Annotated in this window: 17 protein-coding genes and 1 pseudogene; 9 read left to right on the top strand and 9 right to left on the bottom strand. The window is 70.6% G+C overall.

Features of this window, described 5'->3' with window-relative positions; translation table 11 throughout:
• A pseudogene (locus AC6LKG_RS24870) lies at positions 1 to 183 on the top strand (NYN domain-containing protein); the annotation flags it as partial.
• Between the two features lie 52 nt (positions 184 to 235).
• On the opposite strand, the gene AC6LKG_RS24865 reads toward AC6LKG_RS24870, so the two are convergent.
• Positions 236 to 1,042, bottom strand: a complete 807-nt coding sequence (locus AC6LKG_RS24865) for an AraC family transcriptional regulator (RefSeq protein ID WP_498169337.1) — start codon at positions 1,040 to 1,042, stop codon at positions 236 to 238.
• Between the two features lie 120 nt (positions 1,043 to 1,162).
• On the opposite strand from AC6LKG_RS24865, the gene AC6LKG_RS24860 reads away from it, so the two are divergent.
• From AC6LKG_RS24860 to AC6LKG_RS24850, 3 genes are all read left to right on the top strand, one after another.
• On the top strand, positions 1,163 to 1,414 hold the full coding sequence (locus AC6LKG_RS24860; RefSeq protein WP_498169335.1) for a hypothetical protein: 252 nt from the start codon (positions 1,163 to 1,165) through the stop codon (positions 1,412 to 1,414).
• Positions 1,415 to 1,559: 145 nt separating this feature from the next.
• On the top strand, positions 1,560 to 2,066 hold the full coding sequence (locus tag AC6LKG_RS24855) for a 2-thiouracil desulfurase family protein (protein WP_498169334.1): 507 nt from the start codon (positions 1,560 to 1,562) through the stop codon (positions 2,064 to 2,066).
• On the top strand, positions 2,056 to 2,382 hold the full coding sequence (locus AC6LKG_RS24850; RefSeq protein ID WP_498169332.1) for a hypothetical protein: 327 nt from the start codon (positions 2,056 to 2,058) through the stop codon (positions 2,380 to 2,382). The genes AC6LKG_RS24855 and AC6LKG_RS24850 overlap by 11 nt, the downstream gene beginning before the upstream one ends.
• 113 nt (positions 2,383 to 2,495) lie before the next feature.
• Here the strand turns inward: AC6LKG_RS24850 and AC6LKG_RS24845 are convergent, their stop codons facing one another.
• Positions 2,496 to 3,014 (bottom strand): hypothetical protein, encoded by a 519-nt coding sequence (locus AC6LKG_RS24845; protein WP_498169330.1) that lies wholly within the window; start codon positions 3,012 to 3,014, stop codon positions 2,496 to 2,498.
• A 114-nt stretch (positions 3,015 to 3,128) separates the two neighbouring features.
• Positions 3,129 to 3,653 carry a carboxypeptidase-like regulatory domain-containing protein gene (locus AC6LKG_RS24840; RefSeq protein ID WP_498169328.1) on the bottom strand — a complete coding sequence of 175 codons (525 nt, stop codon included), beginning with the start codon at positions 3,651 to 3,653 and terminating at the stop codon, positions 3,129 to 3,131.
• A 104-nt stretch (positions 3,654 to 3,757) separates the two neighbouring features.
• Here AC6LKG_RS24840 and AC6LKG_RS24835 point away from each other — a divergent pair, with 104 nt between their 5' ends.
• The 3 genes from AC6LKG_RS24835 to AC6LKG_RS24825 all read left to right on the top strand — a co-directional run bounded on the left by AC6LKG_RS24835 (position 3,758) and on the right by AC6LKG_RS24825 (position 6,671).
• Positions 3,758 to 4,321, top strand: coding sequence for a TetR/AcrR family transcriptional regulator (locus AC6LKG_RS24835; protein WP_498169325.1), 564 nt, complete (start codon positions 3,758 to 3,760; stop codon positions 4,319 to 4,321).
• Positions 4,322 to 4,442: 121 nt separating this feature from the next.
• Positions 4,443 to 5,501, top strand: coding sequence for a serine hydrolase domain-containing protein (locus tag AC6LKG_RS24830; RefSeq protein WP_498169323.1), 1,059 nt, complete (start codon positions 4,443 to 4,445; stop codon positions 5,499 to 5,501).
• 159 nt (positions 5,502 to 5,660) lie between these two features.
• Positions 5,661 to 6,671 (top strand): aldo/keto reductase, encoded by a 1,011-nt coding sequence (locus AC6LKG_RS24825; RefSeq protein WP_498169320.1) that lies wholly within the window; start codon positions 5,661 to 5,663, stop codon positions 6,669 to 6,671.
• Between the two features lie 18 nt (positions 6,672 to 6,689).
• Here AC6LKG_RS24825 and AC6LKG_RS24820 read toward each other — a convergent pair whose 3' ends face one another.
• On the bottom strand, positions 6,690 to 8,027 hold the full coding sequence (locus AC6LKG_RS24820) for an MFS transporter (protein WP_498169317.1): 1,338 nt from the start codon (positions 8,025 to 8,027) through the stop codon (positions 6,690 to 6,692).
• Between the two features lie 69 nt (positions 8,028 to 8,096).
• A complete protein-coding gene (locus AC6LKG_RS24815; RefSeq protein WP_498169315.1) occupies positions 8,097 to 9,749 on the bottom strand; it encodes a GMC family oxidoreductase in 1,653 nt (550 codons plus the stop codon).
• Between the two features lie 205 nt (positions 9,750 to 9,954).
• Here AC6LKG_RS24815 and AC6LKG_RS24810 point away from each other — a divergent pair, with 205 nt between their 5' ends.
• The gene (locus tag AC6LKG_RS24810; RefSeq protein WP_498169313.1) at positions 9,955 to 10,794 is read left to right on the top strand and encodes an IclR family transcriptional regulator; all 840 of its coding nucleotides are present in this window, start codon (positions 9,955 to 9,957) and stop codon (positions 10,792 to 10,794) included.
• Positions 10,795 to 10,874: 80 nt separating this feature from the next.
• Here the strand turns inward: AC6LKG_RS24810 and AC6LKG_RS24805 are convergent, their stop codons facing one another.
• Genes AC6LKG_RS24805 through AC6LKG_RS24795 form a run of 3 tightly spaced genes read right to left on the bottom strand, consistent with a single transcriptional unit; the run spans position 10,875 to position 15,317 of the window.
• A complete protein-coding gene (locus AC6LKG_RS24805; RefSeq protein ID WP_498169310.1) occupies positions 10,875 to 12,185 on the bottom strand; it encodes an MFS transporter in 1,311 nt (436 codons plus the stop codon).
• Positions 12,182 to 13,204: a class I SAM-dependent methyltransferase gene (locus tag AC6LKG_RS24800; RefSeq protein ID WP_498169309.1), complete on the bottom strand. Its 1,023-nt coding sequence runs from the start codon at positions 13,202 to 13,204 to the stop codon at positions 12,182 to 12,184. The genes AC6LKG_RS24805 and AC6LKG_RS24800 overlap by 4 nt, the downstream gene beginning before the upstream one ends.
• Before the next feature lie 22 nt (positions 13,205 to 13,226).
• Complete coding sequence (locus tag AC6LKG_RS24795) at positions 13,227 to 15,317, bottom strand: TonB-dependent receptor (protein WP_498169306.1); 2,091 nt, start codon at positions 15,315 to 15,317, stop codon at positions 13,227 to 13,229.
• A gap of 200 nt (positions 15,318 to 15,517) precedes the next feature.
• Between AC6LKG_RS24795 and AC6LKG_RS24790 the strand changes: the two genes are divergently transcribed.
• Complete coding sequence (locus tag AC6LKG_RS24790) at positions 15,518 to 16,438, top strand: helix-turn-helix domain-containing protein (protein WP_498169305.1); 921 nt, start codon at positions 15,518 to 15,520, stop codon at positions 16,436 to 16,438.
• Between the two features lie 5 nt (positions 16,439 to 16,443).
• Here AC6LKG_RS24790 and AC6LKG_RS24785 read toward each other — a convergent pair whose 3' ends face one another.
• Positions 16,444 to 17,619, bottom strand: a complete 1,176-nt coding sequence (locus AC6LKG_RS24785) for a low temperature requirement protein A (protein ID WP_498169302.1) — start codon at positions 17,617 to 17,619, stop codon at positions 16,444 to 16,446.
• Between the last annotated feature and the right edge of the window lie 213 nt (positions 17,620 to 17,832).

Raw genomic sequence — 17,832 nt, 5'->3', positions numbered from 1 at the left:
GCCCAGGACACGGCCAGCGAGGCGCCGCCGGCCCCGACGCCGGCAGCGGCCGTGGCGTCCGAACCCGCCGCCGCGCCGGCGGACAGCGAGCCGGCCAAGCCGGCCCGCAAAAGCGCGCGCAAGACGGCGGCCAAGGCCGCACCGCGCGCACGCCGTCCGCGCAAGGCCGCCGACGCCGAATGAGCGCGGTGGCGACCGCGCGGCGCAAACGTTGACGTAAGCCTCGGCGCAAGCCTCAGGCGATCAACGCGCCCCGGCCGTCATAGCGGCCGGGCGTCACGCCGTATTCCCGCTTGAACGCGGCGATGAAAGCGCTGACGTTGTCGTAGCCCGTCTCCAGCGCGGCGGCGGTGACGCCGTGGCCGGCCGCCAGCATCTGCCGCGCCTGCATCAGCCGGGCGCGCTGGCGCCAGGCGCCCAGCGTCAATCCGGTCTCGGCCAGGAAGCGCCGCGCCAGCGTGCGCGGCGCCATGCCGATCGTCTCGGCCCAGGCCGCCAGCGGCCGGGCGTCGGCGGGCGCATCCGACCAGGCCAGCGCGAGCCGCCGCAGCCGGGCATCGCGCGGCAGCGTCAGGCCGTCGCCAGCGCGCGGCAGGGCGCGGATCTCGTCGCGCACCAGTTCGACGATGCGCAGGCGCGCGGCGTCCCAGGCGTCGTCGCGCCAACTGGCGGCGCGTTCCACCGCCGCCCGCAGCAGGGCCGATGCCTGCAAGGCGCATGGCGTATCCGGCAGGCCGGCGCACGCCGCCGGGCTCAGGTAGACGCTGTAGCCGGCATAGGGGCCATGCGAGCGCAGGCCGTGCGGCCAATCGGGCGGCACCCACACCGCATGCGCGGCCGGCATGAGCCATTGGCGGTCGCCGGCCCGTACCGTCAGCAGGCCCTCGTCGGCGCCGAACAGTTGCCCGCGCGCATGGCGGTGCGTGGCGGTGTGGCGCACGGCCTTGTCCTGCCGGCGCACCGCCAGCAGGCGCGGCCCGCCGCGCGCGGCGGCCAGGGCGGGAGCGATCAAGGGCGAGGCGGAATCGAAGGGCTGCGTCATTAGATGGATCGATGGGGCGGGCGGATTGGCAGAATTACGGTATGGATTGACCAAAATACCGCAGATTTGCCGGCCGTGGACGACTAAGCTGGTTCCCGTACTCACCCATTGGAGAAAACCATGAAAGCTCAGGATGTGTTGCCGGACGATCGCGACAGTGCGGATTTCCAGGGCGTCAGCGTGCGCAAGGGCACGGTCGGCGCGTTCCTGGCCAACGCGCGCCTCTGGTGCGATGCCGGCGCCGCGCCGCGGGCCCGCGAACTGGCCGGCGCCGATCTGCGCGAGGCGCTGCCGGCCCTGCGCGCGCTGGGATTGTTCGAAGTGCTGGAAGTGCGCGACCCGGCGCTGCGGCGGTGGCTGGAGTCGGCCTAGCTGCCGCGACCCGGGCCGTCGCGGGAGTCGGCGCGCAAGCCCGATCCGCCAGGCGTAGCAGGCGGCAGGGCAGGGGCCTGTTCTATGATGAGGCCTTCGCGGGCCGCATAGTCGCATGCGTCCGTCCCGCCAGCCCGGAATTCCCATGCAATACGTTCTCGTCAGCGCCTGTCTGCTTGGCCATCCCGTCCGTTACGACGGGCGTTCGGTGCCGGGCGATCACAACGTGCTGGCGGGCTGGCTCGACGCCGGCCGGGTGGTGCCGGTCTGTCCCGAAGTGGCCGGCGGCCTGCCGGTCCCGCGCCCGCCGGCCGAGATCGAGCCGGGCGCCGATGCCGTCGCCGTACTGGCTGGCCGCGCCCGCGTGATGACGGTGTCGGGCGAGGACGCCACCCGGCCCTTCGTCGCCGGCGCGCAACAGGCGCTGGACGTGGCGCGGCGGCGCGCCATCCGCATCGCGGTGCTCAAGGAGGGCAGCCCCTCCTGTGGCAGCGGCTATGTCTACGACGGCAGTTTTTCCGGCCAGCGGCAGCCCGGCGTTGGCGTTACCGCCCACCTGTTGGCCGAGGCCGGCGTGCGTGTCTTCAGCGAACACCAATGGGCCGAAGCCGCCGCCTGCCTGGCGCGCCTGGAGGCCGACGATGGGATTTAATGTCGGCGACTGGCTGGTGCTGGTGGCGGTGGCGGCCGGCGCGGTGGCGGCCTGGCGGCTGGTGGCCGGCATTGGCCGCGGACGCCTGCTGGCGCGCATCGGGGCGGTGGTGTCGCTGCTGTGCGCGGCCTGCTTCGGCTGGCTCTGGTACGCGCAATACCTGAAATGGGACTTCAACGAACTGGGCCGCTATTACGACCCGGTCGAGCAGGTCGTCTACACCGACAGCGGCTTCGTGTGGGTGCTGCCGGCGGCGCTGGCGCTGGCGGCCGGGTTGTTCTTCGCCTGGCATGGCTGGAGGCGTCGGCGCGCCTGACAGGCGATGCGGCAGGGGCGGGCCGGTAGCGGCAGCGCCAATGCAACGAGCGCCCCGCGGGGCGCTCGTCGTGGCGGGACCGGCAAGCCTTGGTAGGCGCCTGAGTCGGCGCCTCAGTTGGCCCGGTAGCCGCGGCTGTTCATGCAGGAATCCATGGCGCGGTTGTAGCTGTCCACCATGACCTGCGTGGTCCATTGCGAAATGGTGGCCGGATCATAGCCGCTCTGGTTCATGGCCCAGCGCTGGCAATCGGTCGAGGCGCTGGCCTGTGCCTTGTCGACCGCAGGCGCCGGCTCATACTGCACCGGCGCGTACTGCGTCGGCGCCTGGTAGACCGGCGGGGCGCTGTACACCGGAGGGGTTTCATACACTGGCGCGGCGTAGACCGGCGGGCTGTAATACGCCACGCCAGGGGCATAGACACCGGTCTGCACATACGACGGGCCGGAATTGGCCGCCAGGATCAGCCCGGTGGCAGCCAGCGCCAGCGCGCCGCCCACCCACCAGCCGTTGCCGCCGCCGCCGTGATGATGGTGATAGCCGCTACCGTGGTACCCGCCGGCCAGCGCGGGGGAACTTGCCAAGGCCAGGGCCAGCGCGACGCCGACCATACGACCTGTAAACCGCTTCATGATCTTGCTCCTGAGCCGCCCGGCGCCCGCGTGCTGCGGGGGCTGGCGATACCGTAATGTAACGCCGCCGCGACGCAATAGTTGTGTCAATAGTTATGGAAATTTCAAGTGATTTCAGGGGCTTGGCGGCGCCTTCGCAGGCGTGGCGGAGGTGTCCAGCGCCTTGGCGCCGCGCGCGGCCGGCCGGTCGCGCAGGAAAGGCGAACCCTGCGGATTGTCGCAAGTGGTCGACGCCCCGGCCTGCAGGTGGATCTGCGGTTGCGGGTCGAACGCATCGGCATTGCGGTCATGGGTGGCATAGGTGGCATAGCCGGCCTTTTCCACGCACCAGTTCCAGAAGAACACTTCCGCGCCATGGATGGCCAGGGCCTCGACGCGCCACTCACGGCGCGCCTCGAAGCGGGCCCGGCCGTCGGCATCGGTGCGCGCCTCGTTGCGGAAGCGGTCATAACCGTACGGATAGGCTCCGGCGATCAACACCACCCGGGCGTCGGCCACCGGCCGCCCGGCCTCATCCCGCACGGTGATGGCCGACTGCGGCTGCAGCGTCTTGTAAGTGGGATAAGGTACGCAGCCGGACAGGGCCAGGGTGAACACGGCGGCGCAGCCAAGGTGGAACGGGCGCGACAATCGGATCATCGGAGTTTCTATGTATGTGGGAATGTATGGCAAAAAGGCCGGAAGAATAGTATTTTCAAGCGATGACGACGGCACTATCCCCCTCTGTACCGCAGGAAAAGCGTTTGACCAAAGGTGAGCGCACCCGCTTGCAACTTCTGGAGGTCGCGGCGGCGGAGTTCGCCGAGCGCGGATTCCAGCACACCCGGATCAGCGACATTGTCGCCCGGGCGGGCGTGACGCAACCCGTGTTCTACCAGTATTTCGCCGGCAAGCAGGCGGCCTACGACGAACTCGTGGGCATGTTCGCGCAGCGCTTGCGGCAGGAAGTCTGCCGGGCGCGCCTGTCTGAAGACCAGCAGAACCTGCCGGTCGAAGAGCGCGTGCGCCGCGGGGTGAGCAACTGGCTGGGCATCCTGCAGGAGGATCGCAACCTGACCCGTATCGGCTTTTTCCAGGTCGACGCGGCCGAGGCGCTCAAGGACGAACTGGTCGAGATGATTTCCGAGAACATCCGCATCGACCAGCGCGCCGGCGTGTTCCGCAAGGACATTCCGCCGGACTGGCTGTCGCATGCCTTCATGGGCGTGATCGAGCGCTTCACGCGGCGCGAACCCAACGCCCAGGAGCGCGAAGCGCTGGCCGAGTTCATCACCAACATGTTCCTGGAAGGCGTGCGCCAGCGTTGACGCCGGGCCTTGGCGCCGCCGCGTGATTCCCCCCCCGAGTGATCGCCCCTGGCGATAGCGCGCCGCGCGCGCCTGGATATACTCGCAGGCGCCACTGGCCAACGACAACACAAGGGAAACAATGAACGCGCTCATGCAGCAGGCGATCCAGTTCGCCAACGACCACGAAACCGCCTGGGACCGCAGTGTCGCGGGGGTGTTCGGCGTGCACCAGAACGATCCGCCGCCCTGGAACCGCCTGCTGGGCCCGCTGCACGACCGCGGTCCGGTGTCGGGCGTGGTGCTGCGCGAGGGCCGCGAGATCGCCGCGTGGGGCGAACCCGACCGCGCCGACCTGACCTTCAGCGTAGCCAAGCTGTATCTGGCCATCCTGGCTGGACTGGCGCACGACCGCGGCCTGTTGCCCGATGTCGATGAGCCGGTCGGCAAGCGCGTGCCCGGCATCGGCTTCGACCAGGGCCGCAATGCGCGGATCACCTGGCGCCACCTGCTGCAGCAGACCAGCGAATGGGAAGGCGAACGCTTCGGCGTCTCCGACCAGGCCGACCGTTACCGCGCCGTCACCTTCGGCGTGCCGCCGGGCGGCAAGAAGGGCGAGGCCCGGCCCTTGCAGGCGCCCGGCACGTACTGGGAATACAACGACGTGCGCATCAACCAACTGTCGTACGCGCTGCTGCACCTGTTCCGCAGGCCCTTGCCCGAAGTGTTCCGCGAGGCCGTCACGCGGCCGCTGGGCGCCAGCGAGAACTGGCAATGGGTCGGCTACGACAACGCCTGGGTCGAGATCGACGGCCAGCGCATGCCGTCGGTGCCGGGCGGTTCGCACTGGGGCGGCGGCATGTCGATCAGCGCCCGCGACCAGGCCCTGATCGGCCAGATGCTGCTGGACCAGGGCCGCGCCGCCGACGGCCGCCAGGTGCTGTCGCCCGAGTGGATCGCCGCCATGCGCCAGCCCTGCGCGATCGCGCCGTACTATGGCTACCTTATCTGGCTGAACCACGAGGGCCGCGTGTTTCCGAGCGTGCCGGCGTCCAGTTTCTTCGGCGTGGGCGCGGGCAGTTCGTTCACCTGGGTCGAGCCCGAACGCAGGCTGGTGGCGATCGTGCGCTGGCTCGATTCGGCCCACGCCGACGCGCTGTTCGGCAAAATCCTGGCGGCGGTGGACGCGCAACCGGCCTGATACGCCGCCGGCCTGTCGTTGGTGGAGTCCCTGCCCGGGGCAGGGATTTTCAGCGGCATGCCGGTCGGCTTCTGGCAACATTCCCCTTTGCCCGCCGCACCGCTTCGCTTCCTGTTTCGCTTTCCCCGCGCACCCTGCGCGCCGACCAAGGACTTCGCCATGAACTACCGCCGTCTCGGATCCAGCAATCTTCGCGTATCGCCCCTGTGCCTGGGCACCATGATGTTCGGCGAGCAGACGCCGGACGACGAAGCCGCGCGCATCGTCGCCTCGGCCCGCGACCACGGCCTGAACTTCATCGACACCGCCGACGTCTACAACAGCGGCCGTTCCGAGCAAGTGGTGGGCAAGCTGCTGCAAGGGCAGCGGCACGACTGGGTGCTGGCCAGCAAGATCGGCAATGTGGTGGGCCAGGGCCCGAACCAGTCGCACTATTCGCGCCAGTGGCTGATCCGCGGCGTCGAGCAGAGCCTGGCGCGCCTGGGCACGGATTTCCTGGACATCCTGTACCTGCACCGCGACTACCACGAGGAAAACCTGGAAGAGGCGCTGTGGGCGCTGGGCGACCTGATCCGCGCCGGCAAGCTGCGCAGCTTCGGTCTGTCGAACTTCCGCGGCTGGCGCATCGCCGAAACCCTGCGCCTGTGCGAAAAGCTGGGCGTGCCGCAGCCGGTGGTGTGCCAGCCGTACTACAACATGCTCAATCGCGGCCCCGAGGTCGAGATCCTGCCGGCCTGCCAGCACTATGGCCTGGGCGTGGTGCCGTACAGCCCGATCGCGCGCGGCGTGCTCACCGGCAAGTACCTGCCGGGCCAGGCGCCGGCGGCCGACACCCGCGCCGGGCGCGGCGACCGCCGCATCCTGGCCACCGAGTTCCGCGAAGAATCGCTGCAGATCGCGCAGCGGCTGGTCGAGCACAGCGCCGCGCGCGGCGTGCAGCCAGGCCATTTCGCCACCGCCTGGGTGCTGGCCAATCCGATCGTCACCGGCGTCATCGCCGGCCCGCGCACGCTGGCGCAGATGGATGACTATTACGCGGCGCTGGAGGTCACCATCACGCCCGAGGACGAAGCGCTGGTGGACAGTTGGGTCACGCCGGGCCACGCCTCGACCCACGGCTACAACGATCCCAACTATCCGTTCTTTGGCCGGCCGGTGAAAGTGGCCTGAACGGCGCCGCGCCGCGCTTCAGGCCTTGCGCAGGTTCGCGGCGGCGGCGGGCGCCAGCGTGTCCTGCTGCGCCCCGCTGCGCCCACCGCGCCCGATCAGCCAGGCGCACAAGGCCGACACCACGCCCGCGAACAGCACGTACAGGCAGATCAGCCAGGGCTGGCCATCGCCGGTCTTGAGCAACGCGGTGGCAATGATCGGCGTGATGCCCGAGGCGAAAATTCCCGAGAACTGGTACACGAACGAGATGCCGGTGTAGCGCACCTTGGCGTCGAAAAGCTCGCAGAACAGCGCCGCCTCCGGCCCGTAGACGGCGGCGTAGAAGATGCCGAACGGAATGATGATGGCCAGCCACACCTGCATCACGCTGCCCTGGCTGTTGAGCATCAGCCAGAAGCCCGGAAAGGCGGCCACCGCCGTGATCAGCGAGCCCCAGAAATACACCCGCGTGCGCCCGATGCGGTCGGACAGCCGGCCGAAATAGGGAATCGAAAAGCACATCACCAGCGCCGCCGCCATCACGCCGGTCAGCGCCTCGGTCCGCGTGATCTGCAATGTCTGGGTCAGGTACGAGATCGAGAACACCCCGAAGACGTTGAAGAACACGCCGTCGATGTAGCGCGCGCCCATGCCCTTGGCGACGTTGCCCGGGTAGCGGCGGATCATGTCCATGAACGGGATGCGGCTTTCGGCGTTGTCGCGCTTGACCGCCGCGAACTCGGGCGTTTCCTTGATGTTCAGGCGGATGTACATGCCCACCGCCACCATCGCGGCCGAGGCCAGGAACGCCAGGCGCCAGCCCCAGGCCATGAACTGCGCGTCGGTCAGCAGCGTCGACAGCAGCGCCACCGTGCCGGACGCCAGGCACAGGCCGATCGCCAGGCCGATCTGCGGCAGCGAGGCGTAGTAGCCCTTTTTCCCCGGCGGGGCGTATTCGTAGGCCATCAGCACCGCGCCGCCCCATTCGCCGCCCAGGCCGATGCCCTGGAACACGCGCAACAGCAGCAGCAGGATCGGCGCCCACAGGCCGATACTGTCATAGGTGGGCACCAGGCCGATCAGGAAGGTGGAGAGGCCCATGATCATCAGCGTCATCACCAGCATGCTCTTTCTGCCGATGCGGTCGCCGAAGTGGCCGAACACCAGCCCGCCCAGCGGCCGGGTGATGAAGCCCACCGCGAAGGTGGTGTAGGCCAGCATGGTCGAGACCAGCGGGTCGCCAGTGGGAAAGTACAGCTTGTTGAACACGATGCCGGCGACCACGCCGTACAGGAAGAAGTCGTACCACTCGATAGTGGCGCCGATCAGCGAGGCGGCGACGACTCTGCGCACCGCGGTTTCGTTCTGCTTGGCCATGCCTGTCTCCTTTGGGGGGAAGCGGGCGGCGCTCTGCGGCGCCGCTCCGCGGGTTGCGGTCAGCTCATGTCATGCCGCCTGTTGCAATACCGGCTGCGCCTGGACGCGCGGCCGTGTCGCGTGCAGGTCTTGCAGGATGAAATCGGCCGCGCGCTCGGCCACCATCACCACCGGCACGTTGGTGTTGCCCGAGACCAGCGTCGGCATGATGGAGCAATCCACCACCCGCAGCCCGCTCACGCCGTGCACCCGCAGGCGCTCGTCGACCACCGCCAGGGGGTCTGCGCGCGGGCCCATCTTCGCGGTGCCCGACGGGTGGAAGATAGTGGCGCCGTACTCACGGCAGAAGTGCAGGATCTCGTCGTCGCCCTGCACCTCGGGCCCGGGCCGGAATTCGCGCTTCATCAGGCCGGCCAGCGGTTCGGTGGCGGCCAGCCGGCGCGCGTACTTGACCGCGGCTACCGTCATGCGCCGGTCCAATTCGGTGGACAGGTAGTTGGGCTGCATGGCGGGCGCCTCGAACGGATCGGCGCTGCGCAACCGCACCGTGCCGCGCGAGGACGGCCGCAGTTGGCACACCGAATAGGTGCAGCCCGAGAACGGATGCACCTTGCCGCCGGCCATGTCGGCCGACAGCGTGGCGAAATGGAATTGGGTGTCGGGCGTGGCGCTGGCCGGATCGACGCGGCAGAACAGGCCGCCCTGGTTGATGCCTACCGCCAGCGGCCCGCCGCGGAACAGCAGCCATTGCAGCCCCATCGCGGCGCGGCCGTGCAGCGTGCGCAACTGGTCGTTGGTGGTGATGGGCCGGCGCGTCTCGTAGATGAGGCGGATCTGCAGGTGGTCCTGCAGGTTCTCGCCCACGCCGGGCAGGTCGCGCACCACGCCGATGCCGAAGCGGCGCAGCAGCGCGGCCGGCCCCACGCCCGACAGTTGCAGCAGTTGCGGCGATTGCAGCGCGCCGGCGCACAGGATCACCTCGCGGCGGGCGCGCAGGGTGCGCACCTGGCCGTCCTGGCGGTAGCGCACGCCGCAGGCGCGGCTGCCCTCGAACAGGATCGCCATGGCGTGCGCGCCGGTCTCCACCCGCAGGTTGGCGCGGCCGCGCGCCGGGCGCAGGTAGGCCACGGCGGTGGAGCAGCGGCGGCCGTTGCGGGTGGTGAGCTGGTAGTAGCCCACGCCTTCCTGGTCGCCGGTATTGAAGTCGCGCACGTGCGGCAGGCCCAGCGCGCCGGCGGCGCCGATCAGGCCTTCGACCAGCGGATGCGGCGTCTTGATGGAGGTGGCGTTCAGCGGCCCCTCCGTGCCGCGTGTGGCGCCTTCGCCGAGGTCGTTGTTTTCCAGCTTGCGGAAGTAGGGCAGGCAGTCGTCCCAGCTCCAGCCGGGGTTGCCGGCGGCGGCCCAGTCGTCGTAGTCGCGCCGCTGGCCGCGGATGTAGATCAGGCCGTTGATGGCGCTGGAACCGCCCAGCGTGCGGCCGCGCGGCCAGTAGATGCGGCGGTCCAGCATGTTGGGGTCGGGCTCGGTGTAGTAGCCCCAGTTCAGCACCTTGTGAAACATGGTCTTGCCGTAGCCGATGGGGATGTGGATCCACGGCGAGCGGTCCGGCGGCCCGGCCTCCAGCAGGCACACGCTGTGCTGGCCGCTGGCGCTCAAGCGGTTCGCCAGCACGCAGCCGGCGGAGCCGGCCCCCACCACGATGTAGTCCACGGCATCGGACATGTCTGTTTCCTCCTTGGCCTGGCCGTGCCGGGACGCGGGGAGTCCCTCGTCCGGACGGCGCGTTTACCCTGCTTGCCGCGCCGCTGGGCACTTATATACTGGCCTGATGCGAGGGGGGCGCGGCGACGCGCAAAGGTTCCGTATCTGTGGCGATTCTAGGAAGCCGCCACGGGAAAGAAAGCGCGGCAAGCGCGGGAACGGGGAAATGGCACAGAACATGGATCTTCGGTTTCAAAATCGCAGTGCAGCATCGGCGCGGACGCCCGACGCCGACGAGCCGCGGGATGCCGCGCGTTCGCTGCGCGCGCTGCTGGTGCTGGACTACCTGGCCCGTGCCCAGCATCCGCCCACGCTGGCGCAATTGGCGCAGCGCCTGGACATGCCCAAGTCCACCCTGATGCGCTTGCTGGCGGCCATGCAGCGCGCCGGCTTCGTCGCCGCCACGCCCACTGAAAACGGCTACGTGCCGGGGCCGCAGGCCACCGCGCTGGCGCTGTCGACGCTGCATGCCTCGGCCTTCACGCGCGCCTGCCGCGCGGTGCTGGCGCAACTGGTCGGCAAGCTGGGCGAAACCTGCAATCTCACCGCGCCGGACGGCGACCAGGTGATCTACATGGAGCGGGTCGAGACCACCGAACCGCTGCGCCTGTTCTTCGCGGTCGGCAGTCATGTGCCGATGCACTGCACCGCCAGCGGCAAGCTGTTCCTGGCGTCGATGAACCGGCTGGAGCGCGGTCGCGTGCTGGCGCGCCTGCCGCTCACGCGCAACACGCCGCGCACGCTGACCGACCCGGCGCGGCTCGAAGACGAACTGGAACGCCTGGCCACGCGCGGCATCGGCATCGACAACGAGGAGTTCGTGCGCGGCATGAGCGCGGTGGCGGTGCCGGTGCGCGACGCGCAGGACCGCGTGGTGGCGGCGGTGGCATGCCACGCGCCCACCGCGCGGCTGATGCTCGACGACCTGCTGCGCGCGGTGCCGGTGCTGCAGGGCGCGGCGCAGTCGATGCGCGCGGTGCTGGCCGAACACCGGCCGGGCGGTTGAGGGCGTTGGCGGGGCGCCCGATGGCCGGCGCGAGCGGCGCGTTTCAGGGTCGAGCGATCAAGGCCCGGTAACGCGAACCCCTAGCCAGGCAGCGCGGTCGCCTGCCGCCAAGCCAGCGCCAGCGCGGCCGCCGCGCCCGCCGTCAGCATCGCCAGCATCGCGACCGGGCCAGCCATATCGAGCAGGAGCCCGGCCGCCAGCGGCGCGGCGATGCGCGTCAGTGCGAACACGCTGGACTGGATGCCGTAGTCCAGCGCCTGCAGGCCCGCCCTTGCGTGCGACATCATCAGTCCGAACGCCAGGGCGGCGGTGGCGCCCATGGCCGTCGCCACCATCATGGCGCAGGTAGCCAGCGCGATCGGGCCCGCGTCCAGGCCGACCGCCAGCGTCAATGCCAGCAACGCGGCGGCCCCGGCGCCGGCGTGCAGCCGCACCGCGCGGCCCGCGCCCAGGCGCTTGAGCAGCCGCGCGCCCGCGATGCTGGCCAAGGCGCCCACCGCGCCGCCCGCGACGCCGACCAGCCAGGCCACGCGTTGCGGCGCCAGCCCCTGGTCCAGCAGCAACGGCTTCAGATAGAACCAGCCGGCGCCGATGAAGGGGAACAGCAGGGCCAGCAGCGGCAGCCAGCGGCGGCTGGCGGGCAGGCGCAGGTACGCGATGGCCTGGCGTGTGGCCGAGGTCGTGTCGTTGGCGGGCAGGGGCGCGCGCGGTTGCCCCTGTGCGTCATCCGGCGTCGATGCGCAGGCCATGCCGACGTGTGCATCACGCGAGGCGACCGCATCGTCGTCGGCGCGCCCGGCATGCATGGCGTCCATGGTTTCCCGCAGCAGCAAGGTCAACGCCGCGCCCAACGCCAGCGCGCCCGCCATGATCAGGAACGGCGCCTGCCAGCCCCAGCGCGCCTGCGCCAGCAGCATCAGGCCACCGCCGGCGATGGCGCCCAGGCACAGCGCCATCGAGCGGATGCCGCCCGCCGAGGCGCGGCCGGCCGCCGGCAACACGCGGATCGCCAGCGCGTTGACGGGCACGTCGGCCCAGGTGCCGGCCAGCGCGGCGGCGGCCGCCAGCGCGAACAGCGTGGCGCCATCGTTCAACAGGTCGCGCCAGCCCAGCGCCAGCAGCACGGCGGCGTAGGCCAGCAGCAGGGACACCGTCCAGCGCCGATAGCCGCCCTGGCCCGCGCCGCGCCGGTCCAACGGCATCGCCAGCAGGAACTTGAACACGGTCGGCAGGCTGGCCAACTGGAACAGGCCGATGGCGGTGCCTGACCAGCCGTGCTGGCGCAGCACCAGCGGCAGCCCCAGCCACAGATAGACGCCCGGCGCCGTCAGCGCCAGGTTGAGCCAGCCGAACAGGGCCTGGGCCAGGCCATGGCGCAGGCGCGGCGTCATGGCGCGGTCCGCCGCGCCGACAGCACATGCAGCGGCGCCAGCGGAAAGCGGTCGGAATCGAAGCCGCGCACCTCGGCGAAGCCGGCGGCGCGCAGCGCCTCGGCCAATTCCCCCTGGCGCGTGACGCGCCGGCCCAGCAGCAGCATCGGCAGGTAATAGCGCAGCACGCGCGCGGCGGCGTCCGCGTCATCCGGGACCTCGGCGTGCGCCATGACCAGCAGGCCGCCCGGCGCCAGCGCATCGTGCATCTTGCGGATCGCGGCGGCGGCGTCGGGCACGAAATGCAGCACCGACGAGCACCAGATCAGGTCGTAGCCGGCGCCGATATCCGCCGTGGCCAGGTCGCCGCCCACCGCCGCCATGCGCTCCGCCAGGCCGGCGGCGGCGATGTTCTCGCGCGCCACGGCGGCGGTCTCGGGCCAGTCGAACACCACGCCGCAGGCCTGCGGGCGGTCCTGCACCAGCGCGATGCCGATCAGGCCCGGACCGCCGCCCAGGTCGAGGATGCGGCGGGCCGTGTCGGCGCCGGGCACGCAGGCGACCGCCTCGCGCGCCGCCGCCACGGCCAGGGCGCGTTGTTCCTGGCCGATCTGCACGCGCGCCGCGTTGGCCCAGGCGCCGGCCTCGGACGGGGCGGCTGGTGTTGCGGCGGGATCCTGGCGCAACCGCTGCATCAATTGCTCGCCGGATTGCGCCAGCGCGCGGCGCCGGTAGCGCCAGGCGTCGCCGCAGTAGTGCGGCCGTCCCGCCACGAAGTGGTCGCGCGCGGTGACGCCGCAGCGGTAGAGCGGCGGCTCGCCCGCGATGCGGTGCAGCAGGCGCAGGCTCCACAGCAGGTCCAGCAGGTGCTCGGCGGCGGCGGGGCGCAGCGCCAGCGCCTGCGCGACGTGCGCGGCGCTGGCCGGCGCCACCAGGTGCGCGAACAGGTTCAATTCCAGGGCCGCGTCGAGTGCCGCGGTTTCGACCGGCGCGGCGGCCAGGTCCCAATAGCGTTGCAGGGGCAGGGGGGAAGTCGGCATGGCGGGTTCCTTGTGTTGACGATCAAAGGCGCCAGGTCAGGCGCAGGCCCACTTCGCGCGGCGGGCTGTAGACGGTGACGATGCCGTTCTGGTAGCCCACCGCGTCGTAGCGCCGGTTGGCGAGGTTGTTGACGTAGGCGGCGATTTCCACCTGCCGCACGGTGACGCCGGCGGCCAGGTTGACCAGCGCGTAGCCGTTGCGGCGGTAGCGGTTGGCGGCGTCCAGGTAGACCGGGCCGGTGCCGCTCAGCGAGGCCTGCGCGTACCAGCCGGCCGGGGCGTCGTAGCGCGCGGTCAGGTGGCCGTTCAGGCGCGGCGCGAATGGGTTCTGGTTGCCGCTGTAGTCGTTGGCGCCATCGCGAAAGTGGCTGAAGCGGGTGCGGTTCAGGCCCAATCCGGCCTGCAGCGACCAGCCTTGGCCCAGCAGGTATTCGAGCTCGAATTCCGCCCCGATCGAACGCGCCGACGCGGCATTGGTGACGTACACCAGGCCCGGCAGCGGCATCTGCTGCACCTGCATGTTGTCGACCGTCATCACGTAGAACGCGGCGGCGTAGCGCAGGCGGTTGCCGGGCAGCCAACCCTTGGCGCCGAGCTCGTACGCGCGCAGCGTTTCCGGCTGGTAGGCGGCGTAGTCGGAGGCCGGCGAAAACACGTTGTAGCCGCCCGCGCGAAAGCCATCCGCGACCGAGGCATAGACCTGCTGGCGCGGCGCGAAGGCGTATTGCAGCGCCAGCTTGGGCGTAACGCGGGTCCAGTCGGCGCGGCGCGCGCGGTCGCCTTGCGGCGTGAAGCGCACGGCGTCGCGCTCGACGCGGGCGCCGGCCTCCAGGGTCCAGCGCTCGGCCAGCGTTACGGTCCAGTGAGTGAAGGCGGCGCCGGACTGGCCGCGCAGCCGCACCACGCTGTCGGTCTGGCCGCGCGGCATCTTCTGCGTATTGCGCAGGTCATGGTCGTCGCCGTCGGCGTACAACCCCGCCAGCCAGTGGGCGCGGCCCAGCGCGCCTTCCAGCCGCAGCTCCTGCGACAGATTGCGGAAATGATGGTCGCGGGCGATGTGCAGCAGATCGGCGGGCTGGAAATCGGTGTCCTGCTGCACGCGGTCGCGCAGGTCGTTCCAGGCCGTCACCGACGTCAGGCGCAGGCCGCCGTCCAGGTCGTGGCGCAGCGACAGCGAAGCGCTGCGGCCGATGGACCGGTTCCAGCCCGGCGTGCCGGACGCCACGGTGGCGCGTGGCGCCGTGGGCGAGCCCCACAGCGCGGCGCCGTCGCGGTAGTTGATCTGCGCATAGCGCAAGGTGGCGTCGGTGCGCGCCGACGGCGTCCAGCGCAGCGCCAGCTTGCCGTTGCGCAGCTCGCGGTCGTCCTCGCGCCGGCCGGTGTAGGTGTTGTCGATGAAGCCGTCCTGGCCGCGCCAGGCGCCGGCCACGCTGGCGTAGAGCGTGTCGTCGACGATCGGCCCGCTCAGGTCGAAGCGCAGCATGCGCAGGTCGCGGCTGCCCACGGTGGTGGAGACGCTGCCGCGCAGGCTGTCGCCCGGCTGGCGGGTGTGGACGTTGATGACGCCGGCTTCCGCGTTGCGGCCATAGAGCGCCGATTGCGGGCCGCGCAGAACCTCGACGCGGTCGATATCCAGCAACTGGTCGTCGAAGCCCTGCGCCATCAGCGTGGGCACGCCGTCCACCACCAGCAGAGTCGAAGTCGAGAACGAAAAGAAGTTGGCCGACAGGCCGCGCATCACGGCCGCATTGACGCCCGCCTGGCCGAACGGCTGGAACGTCAGGCCGGGCGTGATGCGCTGCAGGCCCTCCAGGTCGACGACGCCCTGGCTTTCGAGCATGTCGCCGTCGAACACCGAGAGGCTGCCGGGCAGCGATTCGAGGTCGCGCTCCTGCTTGTCGGCGGTGACGGTGATGGCGGGCAGTTGCGCGGCGGCGGGGGAACCCGGCGTCGGTGCTGCAGAAGTCGTGGGTGGGGACGCGGAAGAAAGCGGTGCGGCAGGCGCGGCCGGACCGTCGGCCGGCTGCGCGGCGGGCTGCGCCAGCGCGGCGGGCGTGGCGCAAAGCCACAGCACAACCCAGGCGGTGCGAGGGTGGGGAAGAGAGCGGTTCATCGGGATTCCTGTGCAAGCCGTCACGGCGGCCGAACGCGCGGCGCCGTCCCGAAGATGGTATTTCCTTATGCGAACGCCTATCATTAGCATTCATATGCGAACCGGAGCCATTCGTATGCGATCCGGCGCATCCGCGCCGGAACCCGTTTCTGGCTCCCATACCGCCCCCGTCCCGCCACCTGTCATCCGCCGTCGAAACCATGTCCCTGCGCATCTCCGCCACGCTCGCCCAACCCGGTCCGGCCGCCCGTCCCGGCTGGTCGCGGCTGGCGCTGCCGGCGGATCTGGGCGAGTGCGTGGCCGACCGCCTGGACCTGGGCGAGGGGCTGGCCCTGGTGCATTCGCAATACACCCCCGTGCGCGACCTGATCGAGGAGAACGCCGCCGCGCATGGCGGGCGCACGCTGGTCATCACGCTGGCCCTGGGCGGGGTCTCGGCCTATCGCGGCGCCGATGGCGCCGAGCTGGATTTTCGCGGCGGCCAGACCACGGTGACGGCGTTTCGTCGTCACCTGGGCGAGCGCCGCTACCTGGGCGGCTGCACCGTCTCGCAATTGCGCCTGCTGGTGGGCGAGCCGGCGCTGCGCCGCTACGCCGGCCAGGCCCAGGCCGAGGCGCTGTTCGGCGCCGGCGGCCTGCGGCGGCTGGCGCAGGGCCGCACCAGCGCCGACCTGGGCGCCGTCGCGGCCGAACTGGCGCGGGCCAGCGACCCGCTGGACATCCACATCAAGGCATTGACCCTGTTGTCACGCCAGTTGCGCGCGCTGGCGCCGGCGCCAGCGGCGGGCCGGTTCAGCCAGGCCGACATTGCCCGGCTGGAGCGGGCCCATGCGCTGATGCGCGAACAGATGGATCGCGAACTGACGGTGCAATACCTGTGCCTGGCGACCGGGTTGAATGAATTCAAGCTCAAGCAGGGCTTTCGCGCGCTATACGGCGACAGCCCGATGCGGCTGCTGACCGCGATGCGCATGCGCCGCGCCTGGGAGTTGCTGGAGACCGGCTGCCAGGTGGCGCAGGCGGCGTACCGGGTCGGATACCGCCACCCGGCCAACTTCAGCGCCGCCTTCACACGGTTCCACGGCCGCGCGCCCAAGTCGGTGTTTGGCAAGCGGGGGTGACGCCCTTAGTGCGCCGCCCGCATCCGCCGCCGCGACACGCTTTCCCACCCGGCCACCAGCAGCATGATCAGCGTCGTCAGCCCGCCCACCATCAGGTTGTCGGTGACGAACGCGATCGGCGCCAGGATGGCCAGCAGCACCAGCCCCGCCACGTGCGACAGCGGGAAGCGGCCATACACCACCGTCTTGTAGATGCCGTTGCCCAGCAGGTACAGCGCCGGGCCGCCGAGCAGCGCGGACGCCGCCGCCGCGACGATGCGGCCGTCCGGGTGCAGGATGACCAGTTCGTTGGCCACCGCCGAGACGATCACGCCGGCGATCAGGATCACGTGCACGTAGTGGAAGTAGGCCCCGACCCGGCCCGGATCGGCGTGGTGCGCGATGGCTTCGCTGCCATCCTTGCTGCTGGTGTCGAAGTACACCCACCACATCGCCGCCGTGCCCAGGAACGCGGCCAGCAGCGCGATCAGGGTGGGGATGTCCCAGTGCGGGTGCTCGCCCAGCGTGGCGCCGGTGATCAGCAGGGTTTCGCCCAGCGCCACGATGACGAACAACTGGCAGCGCTCGGCCAGGTGGCCGCCCTCGATGGTCCAGTCGCGGGTGCGGGAGCGGCCCAGGCCGGGCAGCCAGAAGCCGGCCATGGGCGAAAAATACTCGCAGGCCACCGCCACGATCCACAACGCCAGCCGCGTATCGCCCGAGGCAAGTCCGCCAGCGACCCAGAACACCGCCGAGATGCACAGCCAGCCCAGCATGCGCCGGAAATTCGGCGCCAGCGGATGCGACGGCCCCAGGTGCAGCACCACGAACAAGGTGCGGCCCACCTGGATCAGCACGTAGCAGATTGCGAAGATCAGCCCGTTCGCGCCGAAGGCGCCGGGAAGGACGGCGGCGGCCACCAACCCCACCAGCATCACGCTGAACAGCATCAGCCGCATCGGCACCGCGTCGGGATCGAACCAGTTGGTGACCCAGCAGGTGTATTGCCATCCCAGCCACACCGCGAACCACAGCACCAGCGTGTGCAGCGCGCCCATCAGGGTCAGATCGTGCAGCAGGCTGTGCGAGAGCTGCGTCACGGCAAAGACATAGACCAGGTCGAAGAACAGCTCGACAAAGGTGACGCGGGCCTCGTGGCCGTCGCGGTGGCGCAGCAGATGGGCGCTGGCGAGGAATGGCATGGTGGTGCTTCCTGTCGGGGGAGGGGCGCTGCCAGATTACTCCCGGCCGCGCATGCCGACCGTCAACAATTCAAAAGACGTGGCGCGGCCGCATCAATGCGCGGCAGGCGCGTCGCCGTGGCCGGCCAGCTCGCGGTTGCGCGAGCGCACCAGCGCGGCGGCCAGCGCCGCCGCCACGGCCGCGATCACCGCGCCCGCCAGGAAGGTCACGCG

It is taken from the genome of Achromobacter sp. 46006, from assembly GCF_059761975.1.
The sequence above is the reverse complement of the archived record's forward strand: the minus strand, read 5'-3'. Positions and strand labels throughout refer to the sequence as shown.

Coding starts and splice junctions, on each gene's coding strand:
- AC6LKG_RS24850 (WP_498169332.1), top strand. CDS start 2,056: ATGGGATTTAATGTCGGCGACTGGCTGGTGCTGGTGGCGGTGGCGGCC.
- AC6LKG_RS24785 (WP_498169302.1), bottom strand. CDS start 17,619: ATGCCATTCCTCGCCAGCGCCCATCTGCTGCGCCACCGCGACGGCCAC.
- AC6LKG_RS24810 (WP_498169313.1), top strand. CDS start 9,955: ATGGCACAGAACATGGATCTTCGGTTTCAAAATCGCAGTGCAGCATCG.
- AC6LKG_RS24855 (WP_498169334.1), top strand. CDS start 1,560: ATGCAATACGTTCTCGTCAGCGCCTGTCTGCTTGGCCATCCCGTCCGT.
- AC6LKG_RS24815 (WP_498169315.1), bottom strand. CDS start 9,749: ATGTCCGATGCCGTGGACTACATCGTGGTGGGGGCCGGCTCCGCCGGC.
- AC6LKG_RS24820 (WP_498169317.1), bottom strand. CDS start 8,027: ATGGCCAAGCAGAACGAAACCGCGGTGCGCAGAGTCGTCGCCGCCTCG.
- AC6LKG_RS24825 (WP_498169320.1), top strand. CDS start 5,661: ATGAACTACCGCCGTCTCGGATCCAGCAATCTTCGCGTATCGCCCCTG.
- AC6LKG_RS24860 (WP_498169335.1), top strand. CDS start 1,163: ATGAAAGCTCAGGATGTGTTGCCGGACGATCGCGACAGTGCGGATTTC.
- AC6LKG_RS24865 (WP_498169337.1), bottom strand. CDS start 1,042: ATGACGCAGCCCTTCGATTCCGCCTCGCCCTTGATCGCTCCCGCCCTG.
- AC6LKG_RS24830 (WP_498169323.1), top strand. CDS start 4,443: ATGAACGCGCTCATGCAGCAGGCGATCCAGTTCGCCAACGACCACGAA.
- AC6LKG_RS24845 (WP_498169330.1), bottom strand. CDS start 3,014: ATGAAGCGGTTTACAGGTCGTATGGTCGGCGTCGCGCTGGCCCTGGCC.
- AC6LKG_RS24805 (WP_498169310.1), bottom strand. CDS start 12,185: ATGACGCCGCGCCTGCGCCATGGCCTGGCCCAGGCCCTGTTCGGCTGG.
- AC6LKG_RS24795 (WP_498169306.1), bottom strand. CDS start 15,317: ATGAACCGCTCTCTTCCCCACCCTCGCACCGCCTGGGTTGTGCTGTGG.
- AC6LKG_RS24790 (WP_498169305.1), top strand. CDS start 15,518: ATGTCCCTGCGCATCTCCGCCACGCTCGCCCAACCCGGTCCGGCCGCC.
- AC6LKG_RS24800 (WP_498169309.1), bottom strand. CDS start 13,204: ATGCCGACTTCCCCCCTGCCCCTGCAACGCTATTGGGACCTGGCCGCC.
- AC6LKG_RS24840 (WP_498169328.1), bottom strand. CDS start 3,653: ATGATCCGATTGTCGCGCCCGTTCCACCTTGGCTGCGCCGCCGTGTTC.